17 protein-coding genes are annotated in these 15,236 nt (G+C 63.3%); 9 read left to right on the forward strand and 8 right to left on the reverse strand.

What is annotated here, in order from left to right; all coding sequences use genetic code 11:
* Nucleotides 1-131: 131 nt before the first annotated feature.
* From F8K16_RS08475 to F8K16_RS08510, 8 genes are all read right to left on the reverse strand, one after another.
* Entirely contained in the window at nt 132-1,091 is a 960-nt protein-coding gene (locus tag F8K16_RS08475) for a MoxR family ATPase (protein WP_294949435.1), read from the reverse strand.
* Nucleotides 1,088-2,083 carry a tRNA 5-methoxyuridine(34)/uridine 5-oxyacetic acid(34) synthase CmoB gene (cmoB, locus tag F8K16_RS08480; protein WP_294949439.1) on the reverse strand — a complete coding sequence of 332 codons (996 nt, stop codon included), beginning with the start codon at nt 2,081-2,083 and terminating at the stop codon, nt 1,088-1,090. Before cmoB ends, F8K16_RS08475 begins: the two co-directional genes overlap by 4 nt.
* Nucleotides 2,080-2,820, reverse strand: coding sequence for a carboxy-S-adenosyl-L-methionine synthase CmoA (gene cmoA / locus F8K16_RS08485; protein ID WP_294949443.1), 741 nt, complete (start codon nt 2,818-2,820; stop codon nt 2,080-2,082). Before cmoA ends, cmoB begins: the two co-directional genes overlap by 4 nt.
* A 94-nt stretch (nt 2,821-2,914) precedes the next feature.
* Nucleotides 2,915-4,195 (reverse strand): DUF4010 domain-containing protein, encoded by a 1,281-nt coding sequence (locus F8K16_RS08490; protein WP_294949446.1) that lies wholly within the window; start codon nt 4,193-4,195, stop codon nt 2,915-2,917.
* On the reverse strand, nt 4,195-4,578 hold the full coding sequence (locus F8K16_RS08495) for a lysozyme inhibitor LprI family protein (protein ID WP_294949450.1): 384 nt from the start codon (nt 4,576-4,578) through the stop codon (nt 4,195-4,197). The genes F8K16_RS08490 and F8K16_RS08495 overlap by 1 nt, the downstream gene beginning before the upstream one ends.
* A 50-nt stretch (nt 4,579-4,628) precedes the next feature.
* On the reverse strand, nt 4,629-5,393 hold the full coding sequence (locus F8K16_RS08500; RefSeq protein WP_294949455.1) for a methyltransferase domain-containing protein: 765 nt from the start codon (nt 5,391-5,393) through the stop codon (nt 4,629-4,631).
* Nucleotides 5,394-5,431: 38 nt separating this feature from the next.
* The gene (locus F8K16_RS08505; RefSeq protein ID WP_294949459.1) at nt 5,432-6,172 is read right to left on the reverse strand and encodes an MBL fold metallo-hydrolase; all 741 of its coding nucleotides are present in this window, start codon (nt 6,170-6,172) and stop codon (nt 5,432-5,434) included.
* A 12-nt stretch (nt 6,173-6,184) separates the two neighbouring features.
* On the reverse strand, nt 6,185-6,856 hold the full coding sequence (locus tag F8K16_RS08510; RefSeq protein ID WP_294949463.1) for a metalloregulator ArsR/SmtB family transcription factor: 672 nt from the start codon (nt 6,854-6,856) through the stop codon (nt 6,185-6,187).
* Nucleotides 6,857-6,954: 98 nt separating this feature from the next.
* On the opposite strand from F8K16_RS08510, the gene F8K16_RS08515 reads away from it, so the two are divergent.
* The 9 genes from F8K16_RS08515 to F8K16_RS08555 form a co-directional block, all read left to right on the forward strand.
* Nucleotides 6,955-8,178, forward strand: coding sequence for an MFS transporter (locus tag F8K16_RS08515; RefSeq protein WP_294949466.1), 1,224 nt, complete (start codon nt 6,955-6,957; stop codon nt 8,176-8,178).
* Nucleotides 8,179-9,153, forward strand: coding sequence for a MoxR family ATPase (locus F8K16_RS08520; RefSeq protein ID WP_294949469.1), 975 nt, complete (start codon nt 8,179-8,181; stop codon nt 9,151-9,153).
* A 3-nt stretch (nt 9,154-9,156) separates the two neighbouring features.
* The gene (locus F8K16_RS08525; RefSeq protein ID WP_294949472.1) at nt 9,157-10,041 is read left to right on the forward strand and encodes a DUF58 domain-containing protein; all 885 of its coding nucleotides are present in this window, start codon (nt 9,157-9,159) and stop codon (nt 10,039-10,041) included.
* On the forward strand, nt 10,034-10,360 hold the full coding sequence (locus tag F8K16_RS08530; protein WP_294949475.1) for a hypothetical protein: 327 nt from the start codon (nt 10,034-10,036) through the stop codon (nt 10,358-10,360). The genes F8K16_RS08525 and F8K16_RS08530 overlap by 8 nt, the downstream gene beginning before the upstream one ends.
* Complete coding sequence (locus F8K16_RS08535) at nt 10,350-11,396, forward strand: VWA domain-containing protein (RefSeq protein ID WP_294949477.1); 1,047 nt, start codon at nt 10,350-10,352, stop codon at nt 11,394-11,396. The genes F8K16_RS08530 and F8K16_RS08535 overlap by 11 nt, the downstream gene beginning before the upstream one ends.
* Complete coding sequence (locus F8K16_RS08540; protein WP_294949479.1) at nt 11,383-12,366, forward strand: VWA domain-containing protein; 984 nt, start codon at nt 11,383-11,385, stop codon at nt 12,364-12,366. Before F8K16_RS08535 ends, F8K16_RS08540 begins: the two co-directional genes overlap by 14 nt.
* A complete protein-coding gene (locus F8K16_RS08545; protein ID WP_294949481.1) occupies nt 12,363-13,139 on the forward strand; it encodes a tetratricopeptide repeat protein in 777 nt (258 codons plus the stop codon). Before F8K16_RS08540 ends, F8K16_RS08545 begins: the two co-directional genes overlap by 4 nt.
* Nucleotides 13,133-14,437 carry a hypothetical protein gene (locus F8K16_RS08550; RefSeq protein ID WP_294949484.1) on the forward strand — a complete coding sequence of 435 codons (1,305 nt, stop codon included), beginning with the start codon at nt 13,133-13,135 and terminating at the stop codon, nt 14,435-14,437. The genes F8K16_RS08545 and F8K16_RS08550 overlap by 7 nt, the downstream gene beginning before the upstream one ends.
* 68 nt (nt 14,438-14,505) lie before the next feature.
* Nucleotides 14,506-15,236, forward strand: a 731-nt coding sequence (locus F8K16_RS08555) for a putative Ig domain-containing protein (protein WP_294949486.1), incomplete at its 3' end; no start/stop codon positions are given.

The following is a 15,236-nucleotide window of genomic DNA, read 5'->3' on the forward strand; positions in this document are numbered from 1 at the left end:
GCAGCCAGGCATAGCCCAGTGGAGAGTTAAAAAGCATGTTGCCCTTTACAAAACGATTATTTTTCCTGCAAAACGATTATATGACAGCTGTTGTTCTTCAAAACGTTTACGAAATGCGTTTCAAGTGAAACCTACGCCACGGGCACGACGGTCAGCAGCCGTTCGATCACCTGGTCGGGCGTGATGCCTTCCGCTTCGGCATCGAAGGTGAGCAGCAGGCGGTGGCGCAGCACGTCGGCGGCCAGCGCCCGCACATCATCCGGGCTGACAAAATCCTTGCCGGCCAGCCATGCATGGACCCGGGCGGTGCGTGCCAGCGCCAGTGTGGCGCGGGGGCTTGCGCCATACTGGATCCAGCGGGCCAGGTCCTTGTCCCACGCATCCGGCTGGCGGGTGGCCAGAATCAGCTGCACGATATAGGTGCGCACGCTGTCGGCCATGTGCAGGTCAAGCACGGCGCGGCGGGCCTCGAAAAGGGCATCCTGCGACAGAGGTTCCGGCAGCGCTTCATCCTCGTGGCGCGCCTCGGCTTCCACCAGTTGGAGAATGCGCTGCTCCGCCTCGGCATCACGGGGATAGTCGATGTCGACCTTGATGAGGAAGCGGTCCAGCTGCGCTTCCGGCAGCGGGTAGGTGCCTTCCTGCTCGATGGGGTTCTGGGTGGCCATGACCATGAACAGCCGGGGCATGGGCAGGGTGCGATTGCCCACGGTCACCTGTCCTTCGGCCATGGCTTCCAGCAGGGCGGACTGCACTTTGGCCGGCGCCCGGTTGATCTCATCGGCCAGAATGAGATTGTGGAAGATGGGGCCGGGCTGGAACTCGAACACGCCCGCCTCATGTCGCCACACTTCGGTGCCGGTGACATCGGACGGCAGCAGGTCGGGGGTGAACTGAATGCGGTGGAAGTCACCCTCGATGAGATTGGCCAGAGTGCGCACCGCCTTGGTCTTGGCCAGCCCCGGCGGGCCTTCCACCAGCAGATGGCCGTCGGCCAGCAGGGTGATGAGCATGCGTTCGGTCAGCGCAGGCTGGCCGATGATGTGTCGGTTCAGGGTTTCCAGCAGGGTGTGAAAGCGTTCCGGGTTCATGGTTTCTCCGCAAGCAGTATGGCACGCAGCGGGGCCGGGTGGCCCTCGATGGTGCGGCGGGCGTCTTCCGGGTCGAGCCAGTCGGACAGGGACTGCCCTTTGGTCCAGTCCGTCAGGCGCTGTTCCTCCGGCGTGGTGGGGGTGGTGTCCACACAGCGCACCTGGTCGAAGCCGCAGCGGCGCAGCCAGCCGGTCAGTTCCGTCACCGAGGGGATGAACCACACATTCTTCATGCCGGCGTAACGGTCCGCCGGCAGCAGCAGCTGGCCGGCCTGTTCGGGAATGACCAGCGTCTCCAGCACCAGCGTGCCACCGGATCTGAGCTGTGCCTTCAGCTCCAGCAGGTGGTCGATGGGGCTGCGGCGGTGATAGAGCACGCCCATGCTGAACACTACATCGAAGGCGCCGTTGACCGGAACGGGCAGCCGTTCCAGCGGCAATGGCAGCAGCCACACCGGATGCTCGCCCAGCAGGCGGCGGGTGAGCAGAAACTGGGCCACGAACAGCCGTGTCGGGTCGATGCCGATGACGGCTTCGGCGCCGGCAGCGCGCATGCGCCACAGGTGATAGCCGGAGCCGCAGCCCACATCCAGCACCCGCCTGCCGGTCAGATCCGGCAGATGGGGGCGCAGCCGCTCCCATTTAAGGTCGGAGCGCCACTCGGTGTCGATGAACAGATCGTACAGCCGCCACGGCCCCTTGCGCCAGGGCATGAGCATGCGCGCGGCGCGCCGCAGGGTTTCTGCCTGTTCATCCGTCAGCGTGCCACAGGCGCGCACGGCAGGCGCGTCCAGCTCCACCCGTTCGGCGACCGGCAGTTCATCCACCAGCGCCAGCGCCTCGCCGAAGCGGGGCAGGTGACCGTCCCCGTCCGGGTCGAGCGCCTCGGCCAGCAGGGGTGGCAATTGCGTCAGCCATGGACGGAAGGCCCGCTCCCGTTCCAGCAGCGGCCACAGGGTGATCAGGTGGCGGTAAAAGGCGCTCAGCATCATCTGAAAGCCACCAGCGAGATGAAGTTGTAGGCCTGAAACCAGGGGGTGGCGTGGCGGAAGCCGGCCTGAGCCAGCCGGTCGAGATGGGTTTGCAGCGTGTCGGTGACCAGCACGTTTTCCAGCGCGGCGCGTTTCTGGCTGATTTCCAGCTCGGAGTAGCCGTTGGCGCGTTTGAATTGCAGGTGCAGATGCTCCACCGCCTCCTGCGCCACCGGGTCGTCGAAATGGATTTTTTCCGAAAGGATGAGCACGCCGCCCGGCCGCAGGCCGGCGTGGATGCGCGCCAGCAGTGGCAGACGGTCTTCAGGCGGCACGAATTGCAGCGTGAAGTTCATCACCACTACCGAGGCGCCCTCGATGGGCGTTTCACGCACATCCTCACAGCGCAGGGTGATGGGAATGGGCGAGCGGTAGGCATCCACATATTCCCGCGCCCGTTCCAGCATGGCCGCGCTGTTGTCCACGGCGATGATCTCGCAGCCACAGTCCTCCGGCAGGTGACGACGCAGGGTGAGCGCCACCGCGCCCAGCGAGCAGCCCAGATCGTAGAGCCGGCTGCCGGGCTGGTGGTAGCGGGCCGCCAGCTCGCCGCTGCCGGTGAGCATGGTCTGATAGCCGGGCACGGAGCGGCGGATCATGTCCGGAAACACCGCCGCCACCGAGCGGTCGAACTGAAAGGCGCCGACCGCCTCGCTGTGGGCGAACAGGGTGTCCTTTTCGCTGAGGGATGCGTCCATGACGCCTATTTTATGGGTTTTGCCGCCGCGCCGCCGGGCGGCTGGACGGTGACTCTGCAAAAATGGGGGAGACCCCGTTGTTTCACGTGAAACCTCAGCCGAACACGACCCAGGCGACGGCGAAGGTGGCCAGACCGATCAGCGTCAGTGCCACGGCGCTGTGAACGGCAGTGTGCTTTTCGGCGAACCAGGCGGCGTAGAAGGCCTTGAGCAGGTCGTTGGAACCGGCGGCGATGAGAATGGCCATGGCCAGCTCATGCAGCGGCGCCTTGAACTGGCCGGTGAGCAGGGAGAGCACGAAGGGATCCACGTCGGTGAAGCCGACGATCAGCGCCAGGGTGTTGAGGCCAGCGCTGCCGTAGTGACTGCTGACGAAGTGGGTGATGGCCATCATCAGCACGAACAGGGCGGCGAAGGTGAAGGCGATCTTCAGATCCAGCGGGTTGTAGTGGTCCTTGTCAAAGGCCACGCCGATCTTGCGCACCCGCCGCTCGCGCCACAGGTAGAAGCCGCCCAGCGCTGTGGACAGCACTGCAAGCACAGCCAGCGGCCCGGCCAGCAGCAGGGCGATCTGCCACTGGAAGATGGCGGCGATGATCCACAGGCGCACATACATCATGGCGGTGGCCAGCACGATACCGCCGCTCCAGCGGTAGTAGGGCCGGGGCGCGTCACGGGATTCCTTGGCCAGTACAACGGTGGTGGCGGTGGAGGAGTAGATGCCGCCGAACAGCGCTGTGACCAGCACGCCCTGATTGGGGAAGAAGTAGCGCTGCGCCACGTAGCCGAAATAGGAGATGGCGGAGACGACCACCACCGCCAGCCAGATCTTGAACGGCGACACCGGCAGCCATGCCGCCACGGGCTGGTCCGGCAGCAGCGGCAGGATCACCGCCGAGAGAAGCAGCAGTTTGGCGAGGGTGAAGATCTCCTCCGGCGCCAGGGTGGAGCTCACCTTGCGGATCTGCTCGCGCATGCTGAGCAGAAAGACGATGGCCACGAACACCGCCACCAGCAGCCACAGGGGAAAGCTGGCTGCCAGCACGCCGTAGTGGTAGACAAGCAGGGCGATGATGAAGGTGATCAGGCTGGTGTGGCCCTGGGCCAGCTGCCGCCAGTAGAGCAGAGCGTAGAGCAGCGTCAGGGCCGCCAGCCCGGCGTAGAAGCTGATGGGACTGAGCAGATGGAGCAGCCAGCCGGTCAGGGCGATGAAGGTATAGGTGCGCGTGCTGCCCAGATAGAGCTGCGGTTCCTCTTCGGAGAAGCGGCGGCGGTACTCACGGATCTCCAGCCCGGTGAGAAAGCCGAACAGGGTGACCACCGCCAGCTGGAACCACAGGGCGTGCTGCAGCTGGGACCAGTCCAGCGAGAACATCAGCGCATGCGCTCCAGTTCACAGGCGCGGAAAGCCTCGGTGCGGGCGCGGCATTCGCGCAGGTCCACACGGCCGCCGCTGCCGCTGTCCACTGCGAAGACCAGACACTTGGCGTCTCGCCAGCGCACCCACTGCCTCTGCGCCTTGCGCAGCGCCTGCTGCTGGCGGGGTGTCATGTTGAAGAAGACCTTGGCGTAGGCGGCATTGAGCCGTCTGTCCTGCCGGCGCCATTCCTCCTTCAGGCAGGCTTCGGCCATCTGCTGGTCCATCGCCCCGGCGATGCATTTGCGATAAGCGTCGCTCAGGCTGTCGTCGCAGCGCTTGTCGGCGGTGGCCAGCAGGGGCAGCGTCAGCAGGGCGAGGGCAAGGATCGCTTTTGACATGTTCGGCTCTCCTGTCGGACGGGGTCTCCCCAAATATTACCCGATCCCTTTCAGACCCGCTTTGCCAGCAGATGAATGTAGGTGCCCATGTCGCGGAAAACCGGTTCGCGGCAGTATTTGCGCTCCACCTGTTCCAGTTCGGCAAGATCCGTGGCGGCGCGGGCCTCCTCCGGCATGTAGTCGTGAAAGACGCGGATGCCGGTCTGGGTGACGGGTTCAAAGCCGTGCTCTTTCAGCCACCCCCGCAAAATTTCCGGCTTCTGGGGGTGGGGCGGGGTCAGCTTTCTGCCGCGGCCGAGCCACTTTTCTTCCAGCACGTAGCGCAGCCGCCAGCCACCGCGCAGCAGGTTGCGGTAGACCAGCGAGTGGTGGTTGTAGAACAGCAGCGACAGGTGCCCGCCGGGGCGCACCCGGTCGGCCACCTGCGCCAGCGTCTCCAGCGGATGCGCCAGCCATTCGATGACCGCATGGAACAGCACCAGATCCTGTTGCGGCAGTTCGGCGGCCAGCTGCTGGGCGGGGCAGTGGCGCAGGGTGGCGCGCAGGCCCCGCGCGTCCAGTTCGGCGCGGGTGCGTTCGAGCATCTTTTCGGAAATATCGCAGGCGGTGAGCGTATGACCCGCCTCGGCGAACCAGACGCTCATCTGACCCAGTCCGCAGCCGGCATCCCATACGGTCAGAGGCGGGCCATCGCGCAGGGGAGCCAGATCCTCCTTCAGCAGCGCCAGACGCAACTGGCCCTTGAAGCTGCCGTAGATGCGCTGCTCGAACTTTTCTACCAGCGGGTCGAAGTTGCGATCGGTGAGAGATGGCATGGCTCCTCACATTATAAGAGGAGCCGTGTTGTGTCGGATCAGACGTTATGTTCGCCCTTGTTGAAAGCGATAAAGGTTGCTTTTTCTTTCGGTTCGGGGGGCAGGTCACCCAGGATCTTTTCCACGAAACTGTTCCGCGGCAGAGAAAGCATTTCGTTGAAGCGTTTCTCAAAGCCTATGGTGGAAACCGGTTTGGCGGAAAGCCCCACTCCGCAGACACTCCCTGCCTTGGCACCGGGCCAGATTTCCATATTGTCAGGCAGGCTCATCAACTTGGTGTGCAGGGTGTCGAACAGTTGATGTGCCATTCTTTCGGCCTGTCCATGCAAGTCAGGCCGGCCTACACTGCCGACAAACAGTGTGTGTCCCGTTATGACAAACCAGGGTTCATCGCCTCGTGAGCGGTCTGTGACGATCAGGCAAATATGGTCCGGTGTATGGCCGGGGGTGTAGATGACCCGTGCCTGGACATTGCCCACCGTCAGCACATCACCTTCCTGCACACCCAGAAAGGTGTGTTTGACCGGTGCCTGATGCCACAAAACGTATTCTGCACCGCTCTTTTCTGCCAAGGCAGGCCCGCCGGAAAAATGGTCAGCATGCACATGGGTATCCACTACATAGCGGATACGCACTCCAAGCCGTTCTGCTTCATCAAGAAACCATTGCTCATCTCCCTGGAAGACATCCACGGCGATGGCCTGTCCCTGTCCGGCGCAGCCGAACAGGTATGCCAGTGAGGAAGGGTCCTGCGGGACAATGCGTTGCTGCAAGAACATGACAGCCTCCTTTTACGCGCTGGGTTGGGAAAAAGTTTCTATGGCGCCGCCTTCCGCGCGCCATTCGGGCAGACCTTCTTCCAGTCGCAGTGCCTGAATGGCTTTGCTTCGCATGGCCGAAACGGCTTTGTGAGAGAAGGTGCAGTAGGGGCCGCGGCAGTAGGCGACGACGGTTTTTCCTTTTGGGTCAAAGTGTTCAAGAAAGGTATCAATCTGATCCGGTGGCACATTGAGTGCGCCGGGTATGTGTCCACGGGCATATTCCTCCGGTGGCCTGACATCCAGTAGGAGCACTCTGTCCTCCTTGGCAATCTGGCGCAGCGTGTCAAAATCAATGGCAGGGAGTTCTCCCTGTTCCTGCCAGTAGTGTTCGAGAATACGGCTGATTTCGGCCAGATGCTTTTCCGCGCTGCGGCGCAAACAGCGGATGGCCTGCACGATATCGTCACCGGCCAGATGGTAGATGCGCTGTCGGCCTGCCCGTTCTACGGTCACCAGTCCCACCCTGCGCAACTGCTGCAGATGGCGGGAAGTATTGGCCACGCTCAGGCCGGCCAGCTCTGCCAGTTCTTCAACGCTGCGTGGCGCTTGTGCCAGGTATTCGAGCATTTCCAGCCGCTGTGGTGAGGCCAGCTGCTGAGCCATCTGGGCAATCTGTTCATATATCTCCTTTTTCAGTGTCATGCTCACCTCTAAGCCTCTAAGATCAAATTATCAATTGTTCGATTGAATATTAAATCTTAGAGGGGTAGAATGCAAACCAAATGATGTCGGATTGGAAAATGACAGAACTCAGACACGGAATACGCGAGAACCTGCCACAGTTCACCCTGCAGCTTCTGCAGGTGTTTTTTGTCGGGCTGACCATCGGCATGATGCGTACGGTCGTGCCTGTGTTGGCAGAAAAGTCCTTTGGGATCAAGGATCAGTTTCTGTTGCTGGTGAGCTTTGTGGTGGTGTTCGGGCTTGTCAAGGCGGTGATGAATCTGTGGGCGGGACATCTGAGTGACCGGCTGGGACGCAGAGGTGTGCTGATCGTTGGTTGGCTGGTAGCTTTGCCGATTCCGTGGCTGATTCTGTATGCGCAGGACTGGTCATGGGTTGTCGCTGCCACCCTGTTGCTGGGCCTGAATCAGGGTATGTGCTGGTCCATGGCGCTCAACAGCAAGCTGGATCTCGCCCGGCCTGAACAGCGGGGGTTGGTCAATGGCCTGAATGAGTTTTTCGGTTATGCGGCGGTAGGTATGGCCGGTTGGATTACCGCCTGGCTGGCGGATCAGATGGGAGCCCGTGAAGCATTGTATTGGTTTGGTCAGGTGGTCATTGGCGGAGGGCTTGTTGTGTCCGTACTGTGGGTGATGGAAACACGCCCCTGGGCTATGGCTCATGCCGGGAGTTCGGGCAGTGCCTCAATGGGATTGGTCGAGGCATTTAAGAAGGCCAGTCTGCATGATCGTGAGCTGGTGGCGCTGAATCAGGCCGGACTGGTGGAGAAGTTTGTCGATGCTCTGGTATGGCTGTTCTGGCCTCTGTTTTTTGTCAGCAAGGGACTTACGTTGCTGCAGGCCAGTCAGATCATCGCAGTCTATGCGGTGGTCTGGGGTGCTTCTCAGCTGATAACGGGACCATTATCAGATAAAGTGGGACGCAAGCGGCTGATCGTATGGGGGATGCTTCTGTGCGGCCTTGGTGCCTGGTCAGTGGTGTGGTGGGATACGCTGCCGCTGTGGTATCTGGCGGCAGCTCTGACAGGTGTGGGTATGGCAATGGTCTATCCAACGCTGGGTGCGGCGGTGGCGGACAAGAGCCCACCTTCCGTCCGGGGTGCCATGCTTGGCGTCTATCGGTTCTGGCGGGATTTTGGTTATGCTGTCGGGGCACTGATCATGGGTGGCCTGATGCAGTTCGTGCAGGCTTATGAGGTGGTATTTGCGGCCATCGGGATCAGTATGGTGATCTCCGGCCTGTGGGTGCAGTGGGCTTATCAGGAAAGGGGTGATGTCTAAATGGTACAACAGGAAGCATTCAAGCGATTGAGAGATACGCTGGGCAAGGCCATCATCGGCCAGGCCGAGATGGTCGAACGCATGCTCATCGCGCTGCTGGCCGGCGGGCATGTGCTGCTGGAAGGCCCGCCGGGACTGGCCAAGACCACCGCCGTCAAGGCGCTGGCCGGTGCCGTGCACGCCCGCTTTCAGCGCATTCAGTTCACCCCGGACCTGATGCCGTCGGATCTCACCGGTTCGGAGGTCATCGACCCGGAGACCCATCAGCTGCACTTCGTGCCCGGCCCGCTGTTCAACGAGATGGTGCTGGCCGACGAGATCAACCGGGCTCCACCCAAGGTGCAGGCCGCATTGCTGGAGGCCATGGCGGAGCATCAGATCACCGCCGGTGGCGAGACCCGCCCGCTGCCGGAGCTGTTCATGGTGCTGGCGACCCAGAACCCGCTGGAGAACGCCGGCACCTACCCGCTGCCGGAAGCCCAGCTGGACCGCTTCATGTTCCATGTGCTGCTGGACTATCCGGACGAGGAGGCGGAGCTGGCCATTCTGCGGCTCGATCGGGCGCGCCACTTTGACGAAAACGCCCTGCCGGGGGCACAGGCCGAATTCGATCTGTCCCCGGCGGACATTCTCGAAGCCCGTCGCCAGTTGGCGGATATTCACCTGGCCGAGCCGGTGGAGCGCTACATGGTGGCGCTGATCACCGCCACCCGTCATCCCGAACGGCTGGATGAAGGGCTTGAAGGCGTGCTGGCCCATGCCGCCTCTCCACGGGCGACGCTGTCGCTGCTGCATGCGGCCACCGCCCGGGCCTGGCTGGAAGGGCGCGACTTCGTCATTCCGGATGACGTGCAGGCGCTGTTGCCGGACGTGTTGCGTCATCGCATCAGTCTGTCCCATCAGGGCCGCGCGGCCGGCTGGGACAAGGACCGCTTCATCCAGCGGCTGATCGAGCTGGTGCCGGTCGAGGTGTGAGCCATGACCTCCGCCGCGCAGGCGCCGCTGCTGTCGGAACAGGACCTGGCCGAGCTGATCGCCGAGTGCGAGCGGGGGTGCGGCACCCTGGCCCACCAGCTCATCTCTCTCAAGCAGCGGCTGGGGCCCTATGCTTCCCCCTGGCTGGGAAGCGGCTTCGAATATCAGGAATCCCGCCCCTATCAGCCGGGCGATCCGGTGCGGCAGATCAACTGGCGCTACTTCGCCCGCACTGGACAGCTCTACACCCGTCTCTACGAGCAGGAGCGGCAGGCACGCCTGCTGCTGGTGGTGGACCGGCGGGACGTGATGCGTTTCGGCACCCGCCGGCGGCTCAAGGCGGCGCAGGCCATGCGGCTGGCGCTGGCCATGACCCGTCTGGCCACGGCGGAGGGCATGGGCGTGCAGCTGCAGGTGCTGGAAGATGGCGCGCCACTGTCGCCCCTCTTTCAGGGGCCGCAGGCCTTCGAGCGGGTGGAAGCCTTGCTCAACACCCCCTGCCCACCGGGAGAGCCCACGACGGATGACTGGGCGCAGATGCGACTGGCGGTGGAGCAGTTGCCCGCCGGCAGCCTCATCGTGCTCATTGGCGATCTGTGGGATCTCGAGGTGAAGCTGGTTCGCTGGCTGACGGCGCTGGCGCCCCACAAGGTGGTCTCCGCCGTGTGGGTGCAGGATCAGGCGGAGCTGTCCCTGCCGCCGCAGCGCATGGTGCTGCACGGCATGGATGGACGAGGCGGCCGTCTGTTCGACCCACAGACGGCCGAGGCCTATGGTGTCTGGGCCGAGCAACGGTTGCGGCGCAAGCTGTCCGAACTGCAGGGCGAAGGGCTGCCCGTCTATCGGCTTATGAGTCACGACACGCTGGAGACCTTCCGTCATGGATGATCTGCTGCCGCCCATTGCTGTTACCGCACCGCCGCCTCCGGCCCCGCCAGAACCGGCCATGCTGCTGCCGTGGCTGCTCGCTGGTGTGGCGGTGCTGACCCTGTTACTGGTTTGGCTGGCGCGCCGTCGCCTGCGCCGGCTGTGGTGGCGGCTCAGGCTCAGCGAGGAGAGGGCTGGCGTCATTGCCGCTGCCTGCTACCGCCATGAGCGGTCACGACTGTCACCTCGGCAGCGCCGCACGCTGGAGCTGATCATCTTCGCCCCCCGTGTTTCACGTGAAACCGTTTCTCGACTGCGGGAGGTGCTCGATGCCCTTTGACTGGCACGCGCTGCAGTTTTCCACGCCCTGGTGGGGTCTGGCGCTGCCGGCGCTCATGCTGCTGGCGTGGCTGCACCGCCGCTTCGGGGCCGCGGACGATCTTTCAGCGCTCAAAAACGGCCAGATCGCCCACTTCCGCCACCCGTTGGCGGGTTTTTTCCGGGCGGGCGCGGCACCGACCCGGCAAAAACGGGGGAGACCCCCCTTCTGGCTGCCCGTTTTGCGCTGGCTGGCGCTGCTGTTGCTCGTGCTGGCGCTGATGGGGCCGGGCCGAGAGGCGGTGGTGCAGACCACTCAGCAGGTGCACAGCCGCCACACACTCATGTTCGTGGTGGAAAGCTCCGTCACCATGACACTGCCGGACTACCGCATCGGCGGTAAGCCGGTCAGCCGCATGATGGCGGTGCGTCAGGCGCTGGACGGACTGATGGCTGAAATGGATGCCGGCCGATATGGACTGGTGCTCTATGGCGAGACCGCCGGCACTCTGTTGCCGCTCACCTTTGACAAGTCCCTGTTCCGTCAGACGCTGACCCGCCTGAAGCCCTATCTGCTCGGCCGCACCGACGAGGGTGTGGGCGCCGGTCTGGGGCTGGCGCTGCGCAGCGGACCACTGGATGGCGTGGTGCTCATCAGCGACGGCCTCAACCAGCCGGGCGGCATCAGTCTGGCCGATGTGGTGGCGCTGGCCAGAAGCCGGCACACGCCCATCTTCACCGTTGGAGTGGGAGCGGGGCGGGATACCCGTTCCGGTCGCCATGCAGGACTGATCTATCAGCCGCTGGACGCTGCGCCGCTGAAGAAGCTGGCGGATCTGACCGGCGGCCGGTTCTACGCCATTACCGACAGCCGGGGCCTGCGGCAGGCGCTGTCCAATATCCGGGCGGCCACCGGCACCCACTGGACGGAAACGGTGGTGCGCAAGCGCTGGCAGGATTATCGAGGCCCGCTTGTGGCCGCGGTGCTGGCGGTTGTGGCGCTCTATCTGGCAGCCGCGTTTTTCTGGATCCGGAGGGAGCATCATGTTCCGCTTTGAGTACCTGTGGTGGCTGCTGGGGCTGATCGCGCTGCTGGCCGTGGCGCTGGGCTGGCGCTGGCTGCGTCGACGCGGTGTCACCCGATTTGCCGATCCGGCCCTGCTCCCATGGGTGCAGCTTCCCGGTGCGGGGCGGCAGGGCATTGTCTCACCGCTTCTGGCGCTGTGGCTGGGCGTGGCGCTGCTTGTGGTGGCGTTGGCCAACCCTCAGTGGGGCACACCGAAAAGTGGTGGACAGGACACCATGGCCGCCAGAGTGGTGGTGCTGCTCGATCTGTCCCGCTCCATGAAGGTGACCGACATCCCACCGGACCGTCTCGGTGCCGCCAAGGCGCTGGTGGAGGCGCTCGCGCTCGAACTGCCACCCAGCACGCGCATCGGCCTGCGGGTGTTCGATGGTCAGAGCCACTGGGTGCATGGTCTGACCACCGACCGGGCCGTGCTGCGTCATTTTCTGGCCCTGGCCAGGGCGGACACGCTGCCCAGCCGGGGCAGCCGCGTCGAGCTGGCGCTTGATCAGACGGCGGAGGCATTGAAGGATAAGCCCGGCACGCTGGTGGTGCTGCTGACCGACGGCCACGCACCCTACTGGGAGCCCCAGCCGCCCACGCCCAATCTGAAAGCCTATGGCAAAACGCTTCGGCTGGTCACGGTGGGCATGGGCACCGCAAGTGGCGGGCCGGTGCCCAAGGTGCATGGAGACGGCGAAGTGTATTTCCGCAACGAGCAGGCCATCTCCCGGCTGCAGAAAGCCCTGTTGCAGCGTCTGACGGCCCAGTTGGGCGGCAAATATTTCGATTTTGACCCGGCGCTGGCGCCGCGTCTGGCAAAAATGGGGGAGACCCCGTCTCCCACGACAGCTTCCCAACGGGACTGGCAGTGGCACAGTCTGCGCATCTGGCCGCTGGCCGGTGCGCTGTTTTGTCTGGCGCTGGCCTTCTGGCCCATTCGGTGGAGGCGAAGCGCATGAGGCTGTGGCTGCTCGGACTGTTGATGGTGAGCGTGTCGGCCTGGGCGCAACAGGATCCCTGGCAGGCGTATCGGGAGCACCGCTGGCAGGCGGCCCTTCAGGATCTGGCTGGTGAGCAGGACTGGCGTGCCCAGATGGCTGCCGGGCTGGCGGCGTGGAAGCTCAAACAGTATGGTCAGGCCATTCTGCTGTTCCGACAGGCGGTGTGGCTGGGACGCACGGATCGGCAGCGGGCGCAGGCGCTGCTCAACCTGGGTGATGCCTTCTATGCCGATGGCCAGCTGGCGGCGGCGGTGGAAACCTTCGAGCAGGCGCTCATCTACCAGCCGGACTTCACCGCTGCGCGGCAGAATCTGGAGACGGCCCGGGCGGCCTTGCAACAGTGGCTGGCGCAGCAGCGGCGCAAGAAACCGGATCTGGGCACGAAACGGCTCAATGAGGATTTCGCCTTTGCCGGTGGGCGCAAGCCTGTTGGTGGCAAGACTCGCGATGAATGGGACAACCGGGTCGGTCGTCATGGTGACCATGGCCCGGACCTGCTGGCGGCCGATGCTGGCCTTCAGCACGAGGCGGTAACGCCCATGGGGCAGCTGCGTCAGGCCGAACGCATGCCGCCCCTGGAACAGGCACAGCGGGTCGAACGCTTCACCCAGCGTCTGTCCCAATTGCAGGACGCTCAATGGGCGCTGCAGCAGCGGCTGTTCGAGCGGGAGGAGGGCTTCGAGGCTGCTCAGTCAGCACCTCATGACATCAAGGGGGCTGCCCCATGGTAAGGGTTTTTCTGCTGATGATGCTGATGGTGCTGGCAGTCAGCGCCCACGCCAAGCGCATCAAGATCTATCCCGCCAACCCCATGCTGGGTCAGTCGGTCATTCTCTCCATGCCGGCGGACATTCCCTTTATCGAAAAGCGATTCAATTGGGCGGCGCTGGAAAAGTGTTTCGCCGTGTTCGAGGCGGACTACGGCTCCGAACGGGCGCGTTTCAAGCTCTACCCCTATCGTGCCGGTTCCTGCGACATACCACGGGAAAAATGGGAGACCTGGGAGGTGCCCAGTCATTTCGGCATCCGCCCCAATCCCCATGTGACCGTCCGCTGGCATGTGCCCAAAGGAGAAGCCTATGCCCGCGAGGCGCTCGTGTGGCAGGCGGACATTCATCTGGAAAGCCGCAGTGGCTACGCGGTTTCCATGGATCAGCCCGGCCGGGGTGATCAGCGCTATCGGTTCAGCCCGGAAAAGGGCGGCCATGTCAGTGCTGTGGGCTGGCGGGAAAAGCCGGGGCGCATCATGCTGCGCAGCCCCTTTGTCACCATCAAGAACCCCGGTGGGCAGAAATGGCGTTTTCCTGCACCGCCAGTGCCTGTGGACATTTGGCCCCTGCCGCGCTATCTGCCGGCCAATATTACCGTCGGGCAGGCTGCGCTGCAGTGGCGGGATTTGCCGCATCTGCTGGCCAAGGGAGAAGTGGTGCCGCTGCGACTGATCCTGACAGGGCGCAACCTTTCTCCCGACTGGTTGCCGGACATCCGTGACAGCCTGCCACAGGTGGAGGGATTGCGCTGGCTGGTGGGTGAAAAACGGCTCGAAACCCGCTGGGATGAAGATGGCATGGTGCAGCATCTGGTCATCAACCAGCCTGTCATGGCAGACCGCTATGGTTCGCTCACGCTGCCGGCCATGACCGTGCGACTGTTTGACCCCCAGCGGCGCAAGCTGGTGGATGTTGAAACGGAACCTCACACTTTCTGGGTGCTGCCCGGCTGGCTGATAGCCCTGCTGAAATGGGGCGGGGTGTTGATCCTCATCGGTCTGGCCGCAGTCGTTGTTGCCGGCCTGGCCGGTTTTGCCCTGCGGCTGTGGCTCAACCTGCAACGTCGGCGTCTGCAAGGTGCGGCATTGTGGCAGGCCATGCTGAATTACCACCACTGGAGCTGCTTCTGGTGCAGGCGCTCGCAGGTCTGGACGCCCCAAGCCTGGCTCCAGGCCCATCCTGAACTGGCACCCAGCTGGAAAAACACCGTCGAGATGCTCAATCGGGACCTGTTTGGCAAAAATCACCCGGATGGGTGATGTTTTTGCCCGCCGAATGCCTATCATCTGACACTGTATAAAAGTTTATTCGTCAAGGAGCATTCGGCATGGCACAGGTTATCGGCAAAGTCACCAAGCTCGAAGGCGTCGCCTACGCGATTGATCCTGCCACCGGAGAGGCCCGCACGCTGCTGAAAGGGGATCCGGTCTATATCGGTGAGGTCATCAAGACAGCACCGGGCACAGTCATCGCCGTCGAGATGCGAGATGGCAGTTTGCTGACACTGGGTGAAACCAGTGCCTTGCAGCTTTCCGAAGACCTGCTCAGACCGGCCGATACCGAAGAAGCCATTGCCGAAGCAGATGTGCTCAAGCGCGCTCTGGCGGAAGGTCAGCTCGACATTAATGATATTAATACTCAGCAGCCCACCGCTGCCGGTGGGTCGGCTTCCAGTGCTCTTGACGGTGACATCTCCATTTTCGAGCTTTCCTCCGCTGAAGGCGAAGTCCATGCCGGTTTTGATACATTTGTCGAGCAGGAAACGCCAGATTTCCAAGAGCAGGAAGATGGCCTTTTCACACCGACTCAGCCCATCAATCGTCCGCCCGAGGTGATCAATCCTCTCCGCGGGCTACAGAGTTCTGATGATGGAGAACAAATCTCCCTTGATGCTTCTCAGTTTTTTGGCGACCCGGACGGCGACACCCTCACCTACAGCGCCAGCGGCCTGCCGGCGGGGCTGAGCATCGACCCGGCCACAGGGGTGATCAGCGGCACCATCGACCGCTCTGCCAGCCAGAGCGGTCCCTACACGGTGACCGTCACCGCCACCGACCC

The sequence above is a fragment of the Sulfurivirga sp. genome, assembly GCF_015490265.1.
Lineage (GTDB): Bacteria > Pseudomonadota > Gammaproteobacteria > Thiomicrospirales > Thiomicrospiraceae > Sulfurivirga.